Origin of the sequence: Enterococcus sp. NPDC086594, assembly GCF_044746145.1 — a bacterium.
Taxonomy (GTDB): domain Bacteria; phylum Bacillota; class Bacilli; order Lactobacillales; family Enterococcaceae; genus Enterococcus_D; species Enterococcus_D entomosocium.
The window spans coordinates 123,478-139,601 of the sequence record NZ_JBIVBP010000004.1 but is presented as its reverse complement, the minus strand read 5'-3'; the positions used below and the strand labels follow the sequence as shown (position 1 = coordinate 139,601).

The window sequence follows — 16,124 nt, the reverse complement described above, 5'->3', positions numbered from 1 at the left end:
ACAAATGGATTTTTTCTTGCTGATCGGTATTATTTTAGGATTGATATCTGTGGTGGTTGGGATGATTGTAAAAGGTGCCAATGTGGCCGTTTTGATCAATCCGGCAGCCGCGATCATCATTTTCGTTGGTGTGATCGCAGCCGTTATCAATTCATTTCCCAGCAGTGATATCAAAAAAATCCCGAAGATCTTCGGCGTTCTGCTGAAAAATAAAGAATACGACTTAAAAACAACCATCAATACCATCGTTGAATTAGCCAACCAAGCCCGGCGCGACGGTTTGTTATCTCTTGAAGGCGCCATCCAAAACTTAGAAGATCCTTTTTTAAAAAAGGGCTTGGAAATGGTGGTTGATGGCATCGCTGCCGAACAGATCCAAGAAATCATGGAGAATGAGATCTATGGGATCGAAGAACGGCATCGCATCGGCTCGGCTATTTTTAAAACCGCCGGCACGAGTTCCCCGACCTTAGGGGTGTTAGGAGCCGTGATTGGGCTGATTGGGGCGCTAGGTAATTTAGAGGATGTAGAAGCACTGGGGCACATGATCTCGGCGGCCTTCGTGGCGACCCTTTATGGTATTTTCTTCGGCTATGTCCTGTTCATTCCCTTTAGCTCACGACTGACCTTGAAATCGGAGCAAGAGGTCCAAATGATGTCGATCATCGTGGAAGGGGTCTTAGCGATCCAAGCCGGACAATCGCCGAAAAGCATTGAGAAAAAATTATACAGCTTGATCGATCCGAAAAAACGGCAAGAACAATTATAAAGGGTGAAGCGACATGAAGCGAAAAAAGAAACATGAAGAACATGTAGACGAAGCGTGGCTTTTGCCTTACTCGGATATGTTGACCTTACTGCTGGCTTTGTTCATCGTCATGTTTGCCATGGCGAAAGTCGATGATGAGAAGTTCCAAGAAATCAAAAGCGAATTTGGCACCATCCTTTCCAGCCACCACAGCAATTCATCTGTGATTGGGTCGGTGATCGATATGGGCGAGACCACGCCGCGAAAAAAAGCCGCCACTTCTGCCGAAGCACAAGCGCAAGAAGCAGCGGTTCGGACCCAACTAGAAAATCAGCAACTAGAAAAAATCAGCGACCAGCTGGCACAAGAGCTGGCAGCTTCTGGCTTAAAAGAGCAGACAGAAGTCCGCTTGGAATCCGATGGCTTGCATATCACGCTTGCCAGCAGCATCTTGTTTGCCTCTGGCAGCGCCGAGATCACGGACACCACTCGTCAGTCACTGGATCTGCTATCGGACTCACTGAAAAAACTAAAAGCCAACAAAATCGTGATCGCCGGGCATACCGATAACGTACCGGAAAAAGGCAATGGCCGCTACCAATCTAACTGGGATCTTAGTTCCGCTCGTGCGATTACCGTTATGGAATACTTCATCAGCAAAGGCGCCGTTTTAGAAAAAAATGCTGCCATCCAAGCCTTTGCCGATACCGAACCGAAAGCCGATAACAACACCCCACAAGGCCGCTCGGAAAACCGCCGCGTGGAGATGATCATCCAGCGGACCGAAACGACACAATAGCCCATAATAAGGTTTTATAAATATCATTATGAAAAGCCAAGATGAGCAACATTCGTCTTGGTTTTTTTTGTAGTCTCCTCCTCAACAAACAAAAATCACTCATCAGCCATTCTTGCGAATAGCTGATGAGTGATTTTTTTGCTTGATTTATTTCTCCACTTCAAAACGATTGGTCAATCGCTTCAACTCTTCTGCAATGTCTCTGAGGTCTGCCACATGGTTGGTAAATTCATCCATGGTTGCCAAGACTTCTTCTGCATTTGCGGAAACTTCTTGTGTGCCAGCGGCATTTTCTTCCGTTGATGCGGAAATGTTTTCTAAGTTTTCCAGTACACTGTTTTGAATGTTTTCGATACGGGCACTGGCTGCTTCAATATGATGGATGCCTTCGATCATATAGCTGCTGCGTTGGAAAACTTCTTTTGAAGATGAGATCGCTTCTTTGATCAAGTTGGTTTGGCGAACGCCGCCTTTGACAGACGCCGACGTTTGTTTGACCATTTGACTAGACTGCTCACGAATTTCTTCAATGATCGCTTCGATCTCTTTGGTAGAAGCTTTGCTTTGTTCCGCCAATTTACGGATCTCAGCAGCCACGACGGCAAAGCCTTTGCCAGACTCGCCAGCACTTGCGGCTTCGATCGATGCATTCAAGGCTAGCAAGTTGGTTTGGTAAGAAATATCGTTGATGACCCCAATGATCGAGTTGATATTTTGGATACTATCATTCATTCCCGTCATATTCGACATCAAGCGCTCCATCTGTGCCAACTCTTGTCGCCAACTGTCATCGACTTGATCCATGATCGTTAAGTTTTCTTGATTGATCTTCGTAGATTCTTGCGACTTGCTGCTCATGCCGCCAACATTTTCTCGTAATTCTTTCACGACTTGCGAAAGGTTTTGCATTTGGGACACGCTGTATTCTGTTTCTTGGGCTTGAGCACCGGTCACTTCAGCAATACCCGTAATGGTTTGAGAGACTTCTTCTGTCGCAATATTGGTTTGTTTTGACAATTCTAATAAAGAATCCGACATTCCTGCGACACTGTTGCTTTCTTTTTGTACTTTTTGGATCAATGCACCCGTGCCTTCGATCATCACATTGTAATTGTCCGCCATTTGCTGGATCTCATTGCCTGCTTTGTCTGGATAAACAACTCGGCGTGCCCATTGATCCCATGTCCATTTTTCGCCTTTGGCTCTTTTGGTTTTGCTCATCTTCTCTAGTTTGCCTTCACCGACTTTTCTAAAGTAGCGATTGAAGCAATCGATGATCGCTGCGACTACTTTGATCGCGGCATACGAAACCAGTCCTACAAAGAGCAGCATCAAGATCGTAACGATAATCGTGGTGCGGACTAACGCCCCTAACTCTTTGTCTAGATCACTAGCTTTGACTTCGGAGTACGCCCAAACATTGGAATCAGCAGACTTGTCATACAACACATCATTGACTTTATTCGAGTCGCCTAAGCCAACCATGCCTGTCGGATCTTTGGCGTCTTTGATTTTTTGGAACACTTCTTCTTCTTTGATATTCTTACCGATTTGCTTGGTATTTTTTGAGGTCACGATGACCCCAGATTCTGAAACTAAGGTGACATTCCCAGTCCGCCCTACGGTAAAGGAAGACAAGATGTTTTGAATGCTTTCATAGGAAACATCGACGCTTAAAACCCCCACTTGATTATGGGAATTTTTGACCCGGATCGAAGCCGACGTCACAAATTGATTCGACACCGTATCTAAATAAGGTGCTGTCCAATACACTTCTCCTTCGGCTTTCACGGCCCCTTTGTACCACGGCCGAATTGTAGGCTTGTAATCATCCGGTAAGGGATTGAAGGTCACATACTCATCATCTTCTGTCCCAAAAGTTACTGCTAAGAAGCTGTTGCTCCCAGCAATCGCTAAAGAAAGATCTGAACGGATACGTCCCATGCTGAATTCTGTTTTCATCGCTGGCAGTTCAGCCATTGATTTCAATTTGCTTTCCGTCGATCGGCGCAAACTCTTTTCTTCCGCCAAGATCAAATTGACGGCACTTTCTTTGTTCAAATCATTTCGTTCAATCAATAAGTTCTTGGTGGTTAAATAGGAACTTGTCAGCATGACAATGATCGGGATCCCCGCAACCAGCATCAAGGTGATCATCACATAAATTCCTATCGTCTTTTTTCTTTTTTTCACAACTGTGCCACTCCTTCATTTCCAATTTCACACGATCCACTGAAGACTCGTCCGTAGACGACCCTTAGTAAGGATAATCGGTCATTTCTTTGAATATTTAAGAGGATTCATTGTCAGAAACGGCTGCAAGCGCATTTTCTTTTTTGCTAAGGCTTACGGTTGCTGTTGTAACGAATAGAAAAGCTCCTCAGTCATCAAGGAGCGTTGCGACTGCATAAAAATAGCCAGTACGGAAGTTTCCGCACTGGCTGTAGGGTCCCTTTAATAGGACCGCTTCTATTGCCTATAATTCTTTGATGACGGCTTTTTCTTCCGCCGTCAAAGCGAAATCAAAGAGCGCTAAATTTTCGGCTTGATGTTTTTCTGAATGGGATTTCGGAATCACGATCACCCCACGCTCGATTTGGTAACGCAAGACCACTTGGCTCCAGGTTTTTTCATACGCTTCACCGATTTGGGTCAAGGTTTCCCGTGCCGCTTCCGAAATCCGGGAAAGCGGACCCCAGGCTTCTGGAACTACCTGATTGGCTAAGGAATAGGCGATGATCGCATCGTTCCACTTGCCTGGATGCGATTCGATCTGATTGACCGCTGGTTTGATCCGACTGTTTGCCAATAAATAGCTGAGTTCTTCTTCTTGGAAATTGGACACCCCGATCGCTTTTAAGACTCCTTTATCGACATAAGCCTCAAGAACCGCCCAGACAGCGGCGATCTCTGCCAAGTTGTCCCACGGATGATGGATCAAATAAAGATCGATCGATTCCGTCTGCAAGGCTGCTAAACTCGCTTCGACAGACGCTTTCACGGCAGCTGCATCTTGCGTATGCTCTGGTTTGCCAGGAATCTTAGAAGTCAGGAAAAATTCGCTGCGGTCAATCCCGCTTTCCTTGATGGCTTTGCCAACCACGGCTTCGTTGCGGTAAGAAATTGCCGTATCAAAATGCCGATACCCAAGCTTGATGGCAGTCAACAGCTCTGTCGTATCATCATTGATCGCACCTTGGTATTCTCGGTTTTCTTTCCCAAATGTATTCGTCCCGCTGCCGATCACTGGAATCTGAATGCCGGTATTCAATTCAATCGTTTCCATGCTGCTTCCCCCTTTGTGTTGTTTCTAGTCTATCAAAAAAGCAGGAGTAAGGGGAAGAAAAACTCTTATTGCCGCTAAAAAACGGGGAAAAGCACAAAACGCATGTTCAAGCAGCCCCTCCTCCGTTATACTGAGGGTAAGATGCGAAACACCCAAATAAGGAGGGTTACTTTTGAAAAAAACACTGTTTTTTCTTTGTGGATCACTGACATTCGGTTTAGGTACTTTAGGAATATTTTTGCCTTTCTTACCTACAACCGTCTTTTACTTGCTGACGGCTTATTTCTGGCTGCGGAGTTCCGATACCTATTATCAACGCTTGGTTCAATCAGAAAATTATCAAAAATACATTGAAAAACCACTCGTACAAAAACAGCTGAGCACCAAAGGAATGCTCCGGATGTTTGCCATGATGCTGGTAGTCTTTGCAATTCCTGCACTATTGATCTCCAATCTGCTGGTACGTTTCGTCCTCGCTGCCATCTACCTCGCCCATGTCATTGGGATCACTTGGTATTTAAAAGGACGCAAACCTGCGATCCAAAAAACGGATCAGCCCCTGTAAGGACAAAACTGTACGTACACACCGTAATCCACCAAGCAAGTGAACCTTGCTAGTGGACTGCGGTGTATTTTTTTCTCCTATTTTAGCGGGTACTCACTGACGCCTCTTCGATAATGGGGGCTGATTGGGCGATCGCTAACCAAGCAGCAGGGATCCGGTATGGGGAACAAGAAACATAGTCGATGCCGATCTCTCGCAAAAACGCAATAGAATAGGGATCGCTGCCGACTTCGCCACAAACACCGATCGAGTGCTCTGGCTGCCGATCTCTTACGCCGGCGATTGCTTGACGCATCAACGCGCCAACACCTACCTGATCTAAGTGCTGGTAAGGATCTTGTTGTAAGATCCCCGACTGCAAATAGGCTTGAATAAAGCTGCCGGCATCATCCCGCGAAAAGCCAAAGGTCATTTGGGTCAAGTCATTGGTACCAAAACTAAAGAACGCCGCCTCTTCAGCACACTCCCCAGCAATCAAGCACGCTCTAGGCGTCTCGATCATCATCCCGATCTCGATGTGCAATGGTTGCTTCAAGGTTGCTTCTGCTTGAGTGATCACCTGTGTCAACGTCTCTTTCAACACCTGCAGCTCTGCGGGCAAACTGATCAGGGGCAATAAGATCGCCGCCTCTACCTCGACTCCTTGCTGCCGCAACTCCACAGCCGCTTCACAAATCGCCGCTGTTTGCATTTCATAAATTTCTGGATAGCTGAGTCCTAAACGGCTGCCGCGATGCCCCATCATAGGATTGACCTCTTGCAGTTCGTCAATTCGCCGCTCGATTACTGCCAATGATTTTTTACTGCGGCGGGCCATCTCAAGGCGTTCATGCTCATGGGGCAAGAATTCATGGAGTGGTGGATCTAATAAACGAATCGTGCACTTCTTTCCTTGCGCGGCCTGCAGCATTTCTTGGAAATCGGCTTTTTGATAAGCCTTGATCTCAGCCAACGCCTTCAATCGTTCCGCCTTCGTTTCTGCCAAAATGACTTCCCGCATTTTCCACAAACGCGCTTCCCCAAAAAACATATGCTCCGTCCGTGCCAGACCGATGCCCGCTGCCCCAAAGGCCAGCGCAGCCTCAATGTCATTTTTCGTTTCCGCATTTGCGTAAACCTTTAGATCTGCCTGGGCTTGTGCCCACGTCAAAAGCTGATCCAGCAAAACCCGCTCCTGTACACTGGTCATAGGCAGCTGCCCTTGATACAGTTTGCCAGTGCTGCCGTCTACGGAAAGTACGTCACCTTCTTCAATCAGCAGCTCGCCGCAGCGGGCCTGTTTCAAAAATGCATCGACATTTAGTGCCTCGCACCCTACCACACAGCAGACCCCCAGACCACGGGCGACCACCGCCGCATGAGAAGTCATCCCCCCACGAGCGGTAATGATCGCTTCACTCACCACCATGCCTTCAATATCTTCAGGTGAGGTTTCCTGCCGCAGCAGCAGGACTTTTTCTCCTGTGCGGCTGGCTTTTTCCGCCGCCTCTGCAGTGAAATAGACATGTCCTGAAGCTGCCCCTGGACTAGCCGGCAAGCCCTGCGCAAAGGCTTCGGCTTGCTGTAAGGCTTCGGGGGCAAATAACGGGTGCAACAATTGATCGATCATTTCTGGTGTGATTCGGTCTAAGGCTTGCCTGATGGTGATCCGACCTTCTGCGACCATATCCGTTACAATTTGCGCTGCCGCAGCGGCGGTTCGTTTGCCGTTTCTTGTTTGCAAGACAAACAACTGGCCGTCATCGATGGTAAATTCAATGTCTTGCATGTCTTGATAGTGATCTTCCAAACCCTCAGCCAGTTGCTTTAGTTCCTGATAAATCACAGGATGTTGTTGCGCCAACGCTTGGATCGGTTGTGGTGTACGAATGCCAGCAACCACATCTTCCCCTTGAGCACACACTAGAAATTCGCCGAAAAGTCCCGGTTCCCCGGTTGCTGGATTGCGGGTGAAGGCGACACCCGTCCCACTATTTATCCCGCTGTTGCCAAAAACCATTTCTTGAATCGTTACGGCAGTCCCTAGATCGTCAGGGATCCGATGGAGGGAACGGTAGGTCTTAGCCCGTGGGTTGTTCCATGAGCGAAAAACTGCCGTGATGGCTGCCAATAATTGCTGAAACGGGTTTTGGGGAAACGCTTCTTGGGTATGTTCCATATAAATACTTTGAAACACGCGGCAGATCATTTGCCAGTCATTGCCGGTCATCATTTGGTCTGACACATAATTCTGCCGTTTCTTATAATCTGTCAAATAGGCTTCAAAGTGTTCTTTTTCTACACCTTTCACCACATCCCCATACATCTGGATCAAACGGCGGTAACAATCATAAGCAAAGACGGGGTCCCCCGTCTGCTGAGCCAACCCTTGGACGGTTTCATCATTCAACCCAAGGTTTAAGATCGTATCCATCATCCCTGGCATGGAAAACTTGGCACCACTGCGGACAGAAACCAATAACGGCGAGTGCAGTCCGCCAAATGTTTTGTTCCTGCGGACTGCCAATTCTTCGATGGCAGCTTTGACTTGCTTGATGATCGCCTCAGGAAGAACCTGTTCTTCTAAATAGGTCAGGCAAATGGTGGCCGGGACGATAAATCCCTGAGGAACAGGCAAACCCAAATTGGTCATCTCCGCAAGATTTGCCCCTTTCCCGCCTAATAATGCTTTTTGCTCTTTCGTGCCTTCTGAAAACCATACGACTGCTTTTTCCATCATGTTCCTCCTTTTAAATGTTATATACTATTTCGATTAATTAGCAGTATATAGTATGGCACATTTAATCGTCAAGCCAAAAAAAGAAAACTTTTAAGGGATTTATCCTTTTTAAAAGAGAAGGATTGCCTTTTCATTCGGAAAATCATATAATCAATAGCATAGCACATAAAAGAAAGAAGGTGACACATTGGAATTAAGCCAAAGACAAATGAAAATCATTGAGATCGTCAAAGAGCATCAGCCGATCAGTGGGGAGACCATTGCGAAGCAGTTGGGTTTGAGCCGCGCAACCTTGCGGAATGACTTATCGATTTTGACCATGACCGGTTTATTAGACGCCCGACCGAAAGTCGGCTATTTCTACACAGGACAAACCGTTGAGCCTTTGCTTTTCGAAAAACTCTACCATACCAAAGTTGCAGAAGTCATGATCCCACCGTTGCTGATCTCACAAACGGTCTCCGTTTATGAAGCAGTCACGACTTTGTTTATGTACGATGTCGGTTCCCTCTATGTCAAAAATGACCAAGACGAACTGATTGGGGTACTCTCCCGCAAAGATCTGCTGCGCTTTGCGATCAGCAATGCCGCACCGGAAAAAACACCCGTAGCGATGATCATGACTCGCATGCCTAACATCGTGACCATCACACCGGAAGAAACGATCTTGACGGCTGGTACGTTGTTAGGACGACATGAAGTCGATACCTTGCCAGTGGTCGATCCACAGGAACCAAAAAAAGTCATCGGCAAAATCACGAAGACGCGGCTGATGAATTACTTTATTCAAGCAGGCAATGACAGTGACAACACACACTTTTAGGGGGCAAAAACAATGAAGAACGTTCGAATATATTTGATTTCAGATTCCGTAGGCGAAACGGCACAAAAGCTGATCGCCGCCGTTTCCGCGCAGTTTCCCACGATCGACCTTTCAGATATCCAGCTCTTTCCCTTTACTAATGATGAAGAGAGCTTAGGCGAGATCCTCAAAGATGCCTTGCTAGACAAATCGATCGTCGTTACCACCTTAGTCAATAAAGAATTAGTCGCTTTTGTTGATGCCTTTGCCAAACGGACTGGCTTGCAGCATGTCGACTTTATGTCGCCCTTGACCACGATGCTGGAAAAAACATTCGGTGTAGAAGCCGTCCAAGAGCCTGGTGCCTTGCATCGCTTGAACCAAGCATATTTCAGCCGGGTGGCCGCGATGGAATTTGCGGTGAAATACGACGACGGCAAAGACCCACGGGGATTTCTCGATGCTGACTTTGTCCTATTAGGGGTTTCGCGAACCTCAAAGACCCCATTGAGCCTATACATGGCAAATCGCGGCTACAAAGTGGCGAATCTGCCTTTGATTCCTGAAGTCGCTTTGCCAGCCGAAGTGCACCAAGTAGACCCACGGAAAATGGTCGGTTTGACTACGAATCCAGAATCCCTTACGGAAATCCGGCGGTCCCGGATGCATTCATTGGGCTTGAAAGAAGAAACCCATTACACCAATTGTGAACGAATCGAAGCAGAATTAGCCTACGCGAATGAATGGTTCAAAAAGCTGAACATTCCGGTGATCGATGTCAGCAAACGCTCCATTGAAGAAAGCGCGATGCTGATTGAAGAACAAGCCAAAGAACAGGCCCATGTTCAATAAAGACACCTTGGCAAACCTGATCGAGATCATCAACTTGGAAGCCATCCAGCAGCTGCCGAAAGCTACCGAGCATTTTGTCAGCGATCTGCATGGCGAATACGATGCCTTTGACCATATTTTGCGGAATGGTTCTGGCAGTATTCGAGAAAAAGTCGAGACTTTGTTTACCGGTGTCTTGACGAAAGAAGAACAGACCGAACTCTGTTTTGTCATTTATTATCCAGAGGAGCTATTACAAGAACAGGCCTGGACCCCTGCCGATTGGCGCTTGAAGATGGCACAGCTAGTGAAAGTTGCCCGCTTTACTTCCAGTAAATACACACGCTCCAAGGTACGCAAAGCATTGCCGACTTCTTTTGCTTACATCTTAGAAGAACTGTTGTACCAATATGATGCCGACTTCAATAAAGAAGCTTACTATCAGGCGATTTTTGATAAGATCATTGAATTAGAGGCAGCCCCGCTTTTTTGCCAAGAACTGGCGTACTTGATTCAGCGTTTCGTAGTGGACCATCTCCATGTCTTAGGCGATATCTATGATCGAGGACCGGCGCCAGACAAAATCGTCGATCGCTTGATGACTTTGCCTTCACTGGATATTCAGCTAGGCAACCATGATATCTTGTGGATCGGTAGCTTTTGCGGCTCGCTGCCCTGTTTGGCCAATACGATCCGCATCGCTGCTCGCTACGGCAATTTGGCATTATTACAAGATGGTTATGGGATCGATCTATCAAAAGCACTGGCTTTTAGCCAAAAATATTACACAGAAAATGCCGGCTTTTATCCGCAAAAAACAGTGGACCCTTTATCAAGCCAGCAAAAAAAAGCCGCCATGCTTTTGCAGCAGGCATTTGCCATCATCCAATTCAAAGTCGAAGCAGCCGTGATCCAGCGGCGACCGGCATTTGCGATGGCAGAGCGCTGCTTATTGCATCGCTTGTCTCAAGATCGACAACAAATCCAGCTAGACCAGACCTATCCTTTGATCAACGGCTGTTTTCAACTAGTAGATCCCGATGATCCTTACCGTTTGACAGCCGAAGAACATGAAGTACTGCAAGATTTGCTGAGCCAATTTCAACGCTCGCCCCGCTTAGCTGCGCATATGCGCTTTTTGGTCGAGCATGGTACATTGTACCAGCGCTTCAACGACAACCTACTGTATCACGGCTGCCTGCCTTGTCGGGAAAACGGCGATTTCCTGGCCTTTACTTTCCAGCAGCAGCCCTTGGCAGGCAAAGCGTTGATGGACTTTTTTCAGCAATGTTTGCAGGAAAGTTTTGCCCAACCAGAAAACCAAACAGACCTTGCCACCGATATGATCTGGTATCTTTGGTGTGGCGAAGGCTCTTCCCTCTTCGGCAAAAAAGCCATGAAAACCTTTGAGCGCTACTTTATAGAAGATCACAACACTCATAAGGAACAAAAAAATGCCTATTATTCTTTAAGGGAAAACGAAGACTTCTGCTGCCGTGTCCTAGCTGCCTTCGGTCTGCCGTCGACAGGTCACATCATCAATGGCCATACCCCTGTCAAAGTGCGTAAAGGCGAGACGCCCATCAAGGCAAATGGTCGTTTGTTGGTGATCGATGGCGGACTCTCTCGCTCCTACCAATCAGTCACAGGCATTGCCGGTTACACGCTGTTGTCAAATTCCTTCGGCATGACCTTGGCGGCGCATCAACCCTTTACAGATCGCCAGCAAGCCATCCAGCAGCGACGTGACATCGTCACTCAGAAAAAAATCGTCGTGCGGCAAACGGAAAGAACAACGGTAGGCCAAACAGATATCGGCAAGCGGCTGCAGCAAGAAAGCCGAGTGCTTTTTGAAGAATTAAAAAATCATCCGATCCCTTGACGAGTCATTCGTCAACCAATCGGATGATTTTTTTTACAGTCCTTTGGAACTATGAAAGGCTTTGAGTTTTTCCAACGCCTGCAGCACAATGATCAAGACCAAGATCGCTAACGCCAAAAAGAGCGTTTCTAACCCTTTTCCTTGCGCTAAAAGCAGCTCTCTTAAAATTGCTGTGATACTGATCAAAATCAAGTAACGCACCGGAATATGGTGACCTTCTTTTACGTAACGCAATAACATCAAAATAATTTCCAGTAAAATAAACAATGTCGCGATCTCTTCGATCAATAAAGAAAGATCGCTAACTTCATGCAGTGGGATCACATGGACAACGATTTTGTAGATCGCTTCCGCCATCACCACCAAAACCAACAGAACCAACAGTCCTAACATAATATCAACCACAACACTAATCAATTTTTCGAAGTGCTTAAAATACTTTCCCATAACACCCCTCCTCGCACTTATTATAGCGAAACTACTCAGAATCACTTTATGATATGCTTGCAAGTGCAGCTTTTTTTATGGAGGCAGTGAATAAAAACGTAAGACAGCTCTTTTCTGTTCCAGCAATCCTCCAAAAAACCTTCCTCTTTGCTACTTTTTGAAGTCTCAGAGTGAGGAATCGCGCATCCTTCGTGCACTTGGTGTGTTCGTGGCTCTGAACATAAGCAAATAAAAAAGCTAGGCACAAGGCCTAGCTGAAATGGTCCCTTTAGATGAGATTGATTTTTACAGTCAGGCTCAGTGAGCCCCTTCGACTGTTAGATCAACATTTTCACTCGTATCTTCCGCGGCTTCGTCGTCGCTATTGGAGGTTTCTGAAGACGGCTCAGTCGTTTCACTGCTGGAGCTGCTTGTTGTAGTACTGGTCGAACTCGTACTGGAAGAGCTTGAAGAACTGCTGCTAGCGCTACTGCTAGAAGTATCGCTGTTGGTGGTTGATCCGCCACTCGGCGCGGTACTCGAACTGCTTTCGCTACTTGCAGAAGTGCTGACGCTAGGATCTGTCTCTGCTTCACTTACGGAAACAGACGTGCCTTCATTTGTCGACGCTTCGATCGAGCGACTAGTCGTTGAAGACGATGTGTAAGAACTAACACTGGCTTCATAAAAAATCTGACTGGAATCAGAGGTTTCTTCGATACTGCTGCTTGCTGTCTGGTAAGGTGGCTCGGAGGAACTACTGGAAGAATCTCGTACAAAGGGCGCAGCCACAAAGGCATTGGCGTCTTGATTGATCGCCACACTCAAAAAAACCGCAACAAAACAACTGACTAATGCCGACTGCATATTGAACTTGAATTTCATCGCACTCCCCATCCTTTCCCCAAAAATGTGGTTGGCTCTTCCGACAACGCTCTATCTCATTCTTATATTATACAAAAAAAAGCAATCGTCAACAAATTAAGTTTTATTTTCAAAAATGACAAAGACATAATTGTCCGTTGCACAAAAAAAGCCCGAGGACAACTGCCGATCACCTGCGGGCCCATCCCTTCACTAAGGGTTGGCAGATACGACGGACGCTTGTTCCTCTGGCTTTAATGATTCCTTTATTGTTTAACCCCTTCTATTTATAAGTTACGCAGATGGTTGGGGTCATGGATCGGTGCTTCAATATCGCTGTCTCCCATGCGGGGCGTTGGATGGACGGACTCATCTGGCATTGCTGTTTCACCTGGTAACGGTTGATCGATGATCGGACCAGTATCTGCATCACGATCGGTTATTTTGTCCATCGGCTGATAATCGTAGACACCGACAACGAGTTTGTCTCGTTCAAGGTCATCACGATAACCATATAACGGATCATGCTCATCATGCCTATGAGCGGAATCGCCGAAAGAAAAAGCATCTTTGATTTTTTCCCAAAGCGAACGATCTTCATCCTCACTAGCTGCCTGCTCCACTTCCACATCATCGATGGATTCTAACCCAAATTGATCGATGACTGTTTGATTCGCAAACAGCACGATATCCTCTTTGCCATAGCCTTCGTTTGTCAATTGCTCAATAACCGGTAATACTTCTGTTCGAGTGTCGTAACTGCCAATAATCGTTAGGTTTCTGTTGTGCATGTGAAATCCTCCTTATTTTGTGTACGCTTCGATCGTTCTGGTTCTGAAGCAATTCCTTTAAAACTAGCAATTTCTATTGCTTCTTTCATTCTAACGCAGGGTTCTATGATTGACCAAATAGTTTGATTGCGCTTACGAAAAACAAGCGGTTTCTTGAAAAAAAAACTAGCTGCTCCGGAAGAAGCGGATCCATCATAAAAAACCGCGTGAGCCAATGGCTTGCACGCGGTTTTTTTGCTTGTTACTTGGAAACGATCAGTTTTTGACCGACAAAGATCGTATAGCTGCTGTTGATGTTGTTCCATGATGCGAGTTGGCTGATGCTGGTGTTATATTTTTGTGCCAGTGACCATAAGCTGTCCCCTGATTTCACCGTGTGCGTCTTCGTTGAACTGCTGCTGGTATTCGTATTAGAAGACCCACTGCTAGCAGACGTCAAGTAGGCACCACTGACCCAGCCTTTGCCAGAAACATAATACCATTTGTTCGTGCCATTGACGGTCGTCCCGGTTTTTGTTGCGGTAACCGTGACGGTTGCTCCTTTACTTAAAGAACCAGTAATACTACTGCTAGTAGAAGCATCGGAACGAACATTTAAAATCTCGGTGGTTTTCATTTGCTGATTTGTGGTTGTTGAACCGTTATTATTGGAAGAGCTGCTGGTTGTTGTCAAGTAGGCACCACTGACCCAACCTTTGCCAGAAACGTAGTACCACGTTTTATTGCCTTCCACTGAAGTGCCGTTCTTTTTCGCTGTCACGGTAACGGTCACCCCTTGACCAAGCGTTGTCACAACACGGCTGCTGGTAGAAGCATCGGAGCGGACATTTAATGCGGCCGTCGTTTTCATTTGTTGATTGATACTTGAACCATTGTCTTCTTTTTCCGCTTCAGAAGCATTATTGTTGGTCACTTCAGTAAGGTAGGCACCGCTGACCCAACCTTTGCCAGAGACATAATACCAATTTTTGTTGCCATTGACTGATGTGCCGGTTTTCATGGAAGTGGCAGTAAAGGTCGTGCCTTTGCTAAGTGACCCTACCACTGATCCGCTAGTGGACGCGCTAGAACGAATATTCATCGCTTCCGTCGTCTTCATTTGCTTGTTGATCGTCGTACCGGAATTGCTATTGTCAGAACCGGTGTTGCCTGATCCGCTATTGTTGTTTGAAGAGTCGGTCGAAACCTTCGTCAAATACGCGCCGCTGACCCAACCTTTGCCAGAAATCTTATACCACGTGGTGTTGCCATTGACGCTGGTGCCGGTTTTGGTCGCCGTTGCCGTAAACGTCGTATTAGCTGCTAACGAACCAGTAATAGAGGCACTGGTGGAAGCATCGGAACGAATATTCATAGATGACGTGGTTTTCATCTGCTGATTGATCGCTGTTTCATCACTGACGATCGTTTCATTGCTATTGCCACCGCCTGCATTTGAGCTGCCGGTATCATATTGCGTTAAATTATACGTACTGATCAAATTGTTTAATTTGCTGGCATAAGAAGTATCGGTTGCATACCGCCCTTGTAGCCAAGCGGTCGCTTGTGTGTAAGAGGTCGTATTGCTTTTCCACGCACCGCTGTAATAGTAGTTGCCGCTAGAAAAACTCGTGTTACGCAACACATATGCATTGTCTTCAAAAGACTCTTTTAATGATGGGTATTTCCGAAACTTAGCGCTGATCAAATAATAATTGCCGGAACCATCATCTTCATACGTATCCATCGTCACGTATTGGCCGTTGTAGCTGCCTTTGATCCCAAACATATTGTTGGCCGTGGTCGTCAAAGTCGAGGCGCCCCAACCAGATTCCAAAATCGCTTGTGCCATCATAACAGAGGCATACAGATCGTTTGCTGCCGCCACTTCCGTTGCATAGCCGCAAATCTGACTGATAAAGGCAGCCGGATCGATCGTTGCCCGTGAAAATAATGCCCGACTAGTCAAATCCGAAAGGGCTGATGGTACTTCATCTGCTTCTAAGACTTCATCACTAGCGACTGTTGTGCTTTCTGTCGTCGCTGTTTCTGATCCCTCAGTAACTGCTTCAGCTCCTGACTCCTCCGTTATTTCCGAAGTTTCTTCGGTCACAACAGGTGCTGTCGTCGATTCTGTCGTTTCCTCAACCGGCGTGCTGTCGGTTTCTGGTGTAGTGTTTGTTGTTTGTTCAACGACCTTAAGGTTATTGCTGGTTTCTGTCGTTGCCGTTTCAGCCGCATGCCCTAAGGTCGGGATAAACGTTGATCCCGCTACTAAAGTAGTAGCCATCGTAATACTTTTTTGGGTGTATTGCGTGCGCTTCAAGCGCTTTTCTAAGCGGCGTCGTTCTTTACGAATTGTCATTTAATCCCTCCGTCGTATTAGCCTTTTTTTATTGTAACACGATTTATTAAAAAATGGGGGGTTAAGA

13 protein-coding genes are annotated in these 16,124 nt (G+C 46.5%); 6 read left to right on the top strand and 7 right to left on the bottom strand.

Annotated features, from left to right (window positions below; all coding sequences use genetic code 11):
• The first annotated feature begins 4 nt into the window (after positions 1-4).
• Entirely contained in the window at positions 5-769 is a 765-nt protein-coding gene (gene motA, locus ACIPK1_RS08360) for a flagellar motor stator protein MotA (RefSeq protein WP_005232810.1), read from the top strand.
• A 13-nt stretch (positions 770-782) separates the two neighbouring features.
• Complete coding sequence (locus ACIPK1_RS08355) at positions 783-1,547, top strand: flagellar motor protein MotB (protein ID WP_061053550.1); 765 nt, start codon at positions 783-785, stop codon at positions 1,545-1,547.
• A 147-nt stretch (positions 1,548-1,694) separates the two neighbouring features.
• On the opposite strand, the gene ACIPK1_RS08350 is transcribed toward ACIPK1_RS08355, so the two are convergent.
• Both ACIPK1_RS08350 and ACIPK1_RS08345 read right to left on the bottom strand, forming a co-directional pair.
• Positions 1,695-3,740 carry a methyl-accepting chemotaxis protein gene (locus ACIPK1_RS08350; protein ID WP_061053549.1) on the bottom strand — a complete coding sequence of 682 codons (2,046 nt, stop codon included), beginning with the start codon at positions 3,738-3,740 and terminating at the stop codon, positions 1,695-1,697.
• A gap of 283 nt (positions 3,741-4,023) precedes the next feature.
• Positions 4,024-4,833, bottom strand: a complete 810-nt coding sequence (locus tag ACIPK1_RS08345; RefSeq protein WP_061053548.1) for an aldo/keto reductase — start codon at positions 4,831-4,833, stop codon at positions 4,024-4,026.
• 172 nt (positions 4,834-5,005) lie between these two features.
• Here ACIPK1_RS08345 and ACIPK1_RS08340 point away from each other — a divergent pair, with 172 nt between their 5' ends.
• Positions 5,006-5,398: a YbaN family protein gene (locus ACIPK1_RS08340; RefSeq protein WP_144330743.1), complete on the top strand. Its 393-nt coding sequence runs from the start codon at positions 5,006-5,008 to the stop codon at positions 5,396-5,398.
• Positions 5,399-5,480: 82 nt separating this feature from the next.
• Here the strand turns inward: ACIPK1_RS08340 and ppdK are convergent, their stop codons facing one another.
• Positions 5,481-8,114 (bottom strand): pyruvate, phosphate dikinase, encoded by a 2,634-nt coding sequence (ppdK, locus tag ACIPK1_RS08335; RefSeq protein WP_301387435.1) that lies wholly within the window; start codon positions 8,112-8,114, stop codon positions 5,481-5,483.
• Positions 8,115-8,304: 190 nt separating this feature from the next.
• On the opposite strand from ppdK, the gene ACIPK1_RS08330 reads away from it, so the two are divergent.
• The 3 genes from ACIPK1_RS08330 to ACIPK1_RS08320 are packed head-to-tail and all read left to right on the top strand — an operon-like array spanning position 8,305 to position 11,632.
• A complete protein-coding gene (locus ACIPK1_RS08330) occupies positions 8,305-8,940 on the top strand; it encodes a helix-turn-helix transcriptional regulator (protein ID WP_005232817.1) in 636 nt (211 codons plus the stop codon).
• A 12-nt stretch (positions 8,941-8,952) separates the two neighbouring features.
• Complete coding sequence (locus ACIPK1_RS08325) at positions 8,953-9,771, top strand: pyruvate, water dikinase regulatory protein (RefSeq protein ID WP_005232818.1); 819 nt, start codon at positions 8,953-8,955, stop codon at positions 9,769-9,771.
• A complete protein-coding gene (locus ACIPK1_RS08320) occupies positions 9,761-11,632 on the top strand; it encodes a fructose-1,6-bisphosphatase (RefSeq protein ID WP_301387434.1) in 1,872 nt (623 codons plus the stop codon). Before ACIPK1_RS08325 ends, ACIPK1_RS08320 begins: the two co-directional genes overlap by 11 nt.
• Positions 11,633-11,665: 33 nt before the next feature.
• Here the strand turns inward: ACIPK1_RS08320 and ACIPK1_RS08315 are convergent, their stop codons facing one another.
• The 4 genes from ACIPK1_RS08315 to ACIPK1_RS08300 form a co-directional block, all read right to left on the bottom strand.
• Positions 11,666-12,079 carry a phosphate-starvation-inducible PsiE family protein gene (locus ACIPK1_RS08315; protein WP_005232820.1) on the bottom strand — a complete coding sequence of 138 codons (414 nt, stop codon included), beginning with the start codon at positions 12,077-12,079 and terminating at the stop codon, positions 11,666-11,668.
• A gap of 297 nt (positions 12,080-12,376) precedes the next feature.
• Complete coding sequence (locus ACIPK1_RS08310; protein ID WP_301387433.1) at positions 12,377-12,943, bottom strand: hypothetical protein; 567 nt, start codon at positions 12,941-12,943, stop codon at positions 12,377-12,379.
• 266 nt (positions 12,944-13,209) lie between these two features.
• Entirely contained in the window at positions 13,210-13,713 is a 504-nt protein-coding gene (locus tag ACIPK1_RS08305; RefSeq protein WP_016619521.1) for a general stress protein, read from the bottom strand.
• 241 nt (positions 13,714-13,954) lie between these two features.
• Positions 13,955-16,057, bottom strand: coding sequence for an SH3 domain-containing protein (locus ACIPK1_RS08300; protein WP_301387430.1), 2,103 nt, complete (start codon positions 16,055-16,057; stop codon positions 13,955-13,957).
• Positions 16,058-16,124: the final 67 nt, after the last annotated feature.

Coding starts and splice junctions, on each gene's coding strand:
- ACIPK1_RS08355 (WP_061053550.1), top strand. CDS start 783: ATGAAGCGAAAAAAGAAACATGAAGAACATGTAGACGAAGCGTGGCTT.
- ACIPK1_RS08345 (WP_061053548.1), bottom strand. CDS start 4,833: ATGGAAACGATTGAATTGAATACCGGCATTCAGATTCCAGTGATCGGC.
- ACIPK1_RS08305 (WP_016619521.1), bottom strand. CDS start 13,713: ATGCACAACAGAAACCTAACGATTATTGGCAGTTACGACACTCGAACA.
- ACIPK1_RS08310 (WP_301387433.1), bottom strand. CDS start 12,943: ATGAAATTCAAGTTCAATATGCAGTCGGCATTAGTCAGTTGTTTTGTT.
- ppdK (WP_301387435.1), bottom strand. CDS start 8,114: ATGGAAAAAGCAGTCGTATGGTTTTCAGAAGGCACGAAAGAGCAAAAA.
- ACIPK1_RS08300 (WP_301387430.1), bottom strand. CDS start 16,057: ATGACAATTCGTAAAGAACGACGCCGCTTAGAAAAGCGCTTGAAGCGC.
- ACIPK1_RS08325 (WP_005232818.1), top strand. CDS start 8,953: ATGAAGAACGTTCGAATATATTTGATTTCAGATTCCGTAGGCGAAACG.
- motA (WP_005232810.1), top strand. CDS start 5: ATGGATTTTTTCTTGCTGATCGGTATTATTTTAGGATTGATATCTGTG.
- ACIPK1_RS08320 (WP_301387434.1), top strand. CDS start 9,761: ATGTTCAATAAAGACACCTTGGCAAACCTGATCGAGATCATCAACTTG.
- ACIPK1_RS08315 (WP_005232820.1), bottom strand. CDS start 12,079: ATGGGAAAGTATTTTAAGCACTTCGAAAAATTGATTAGTGTTGTGGTT.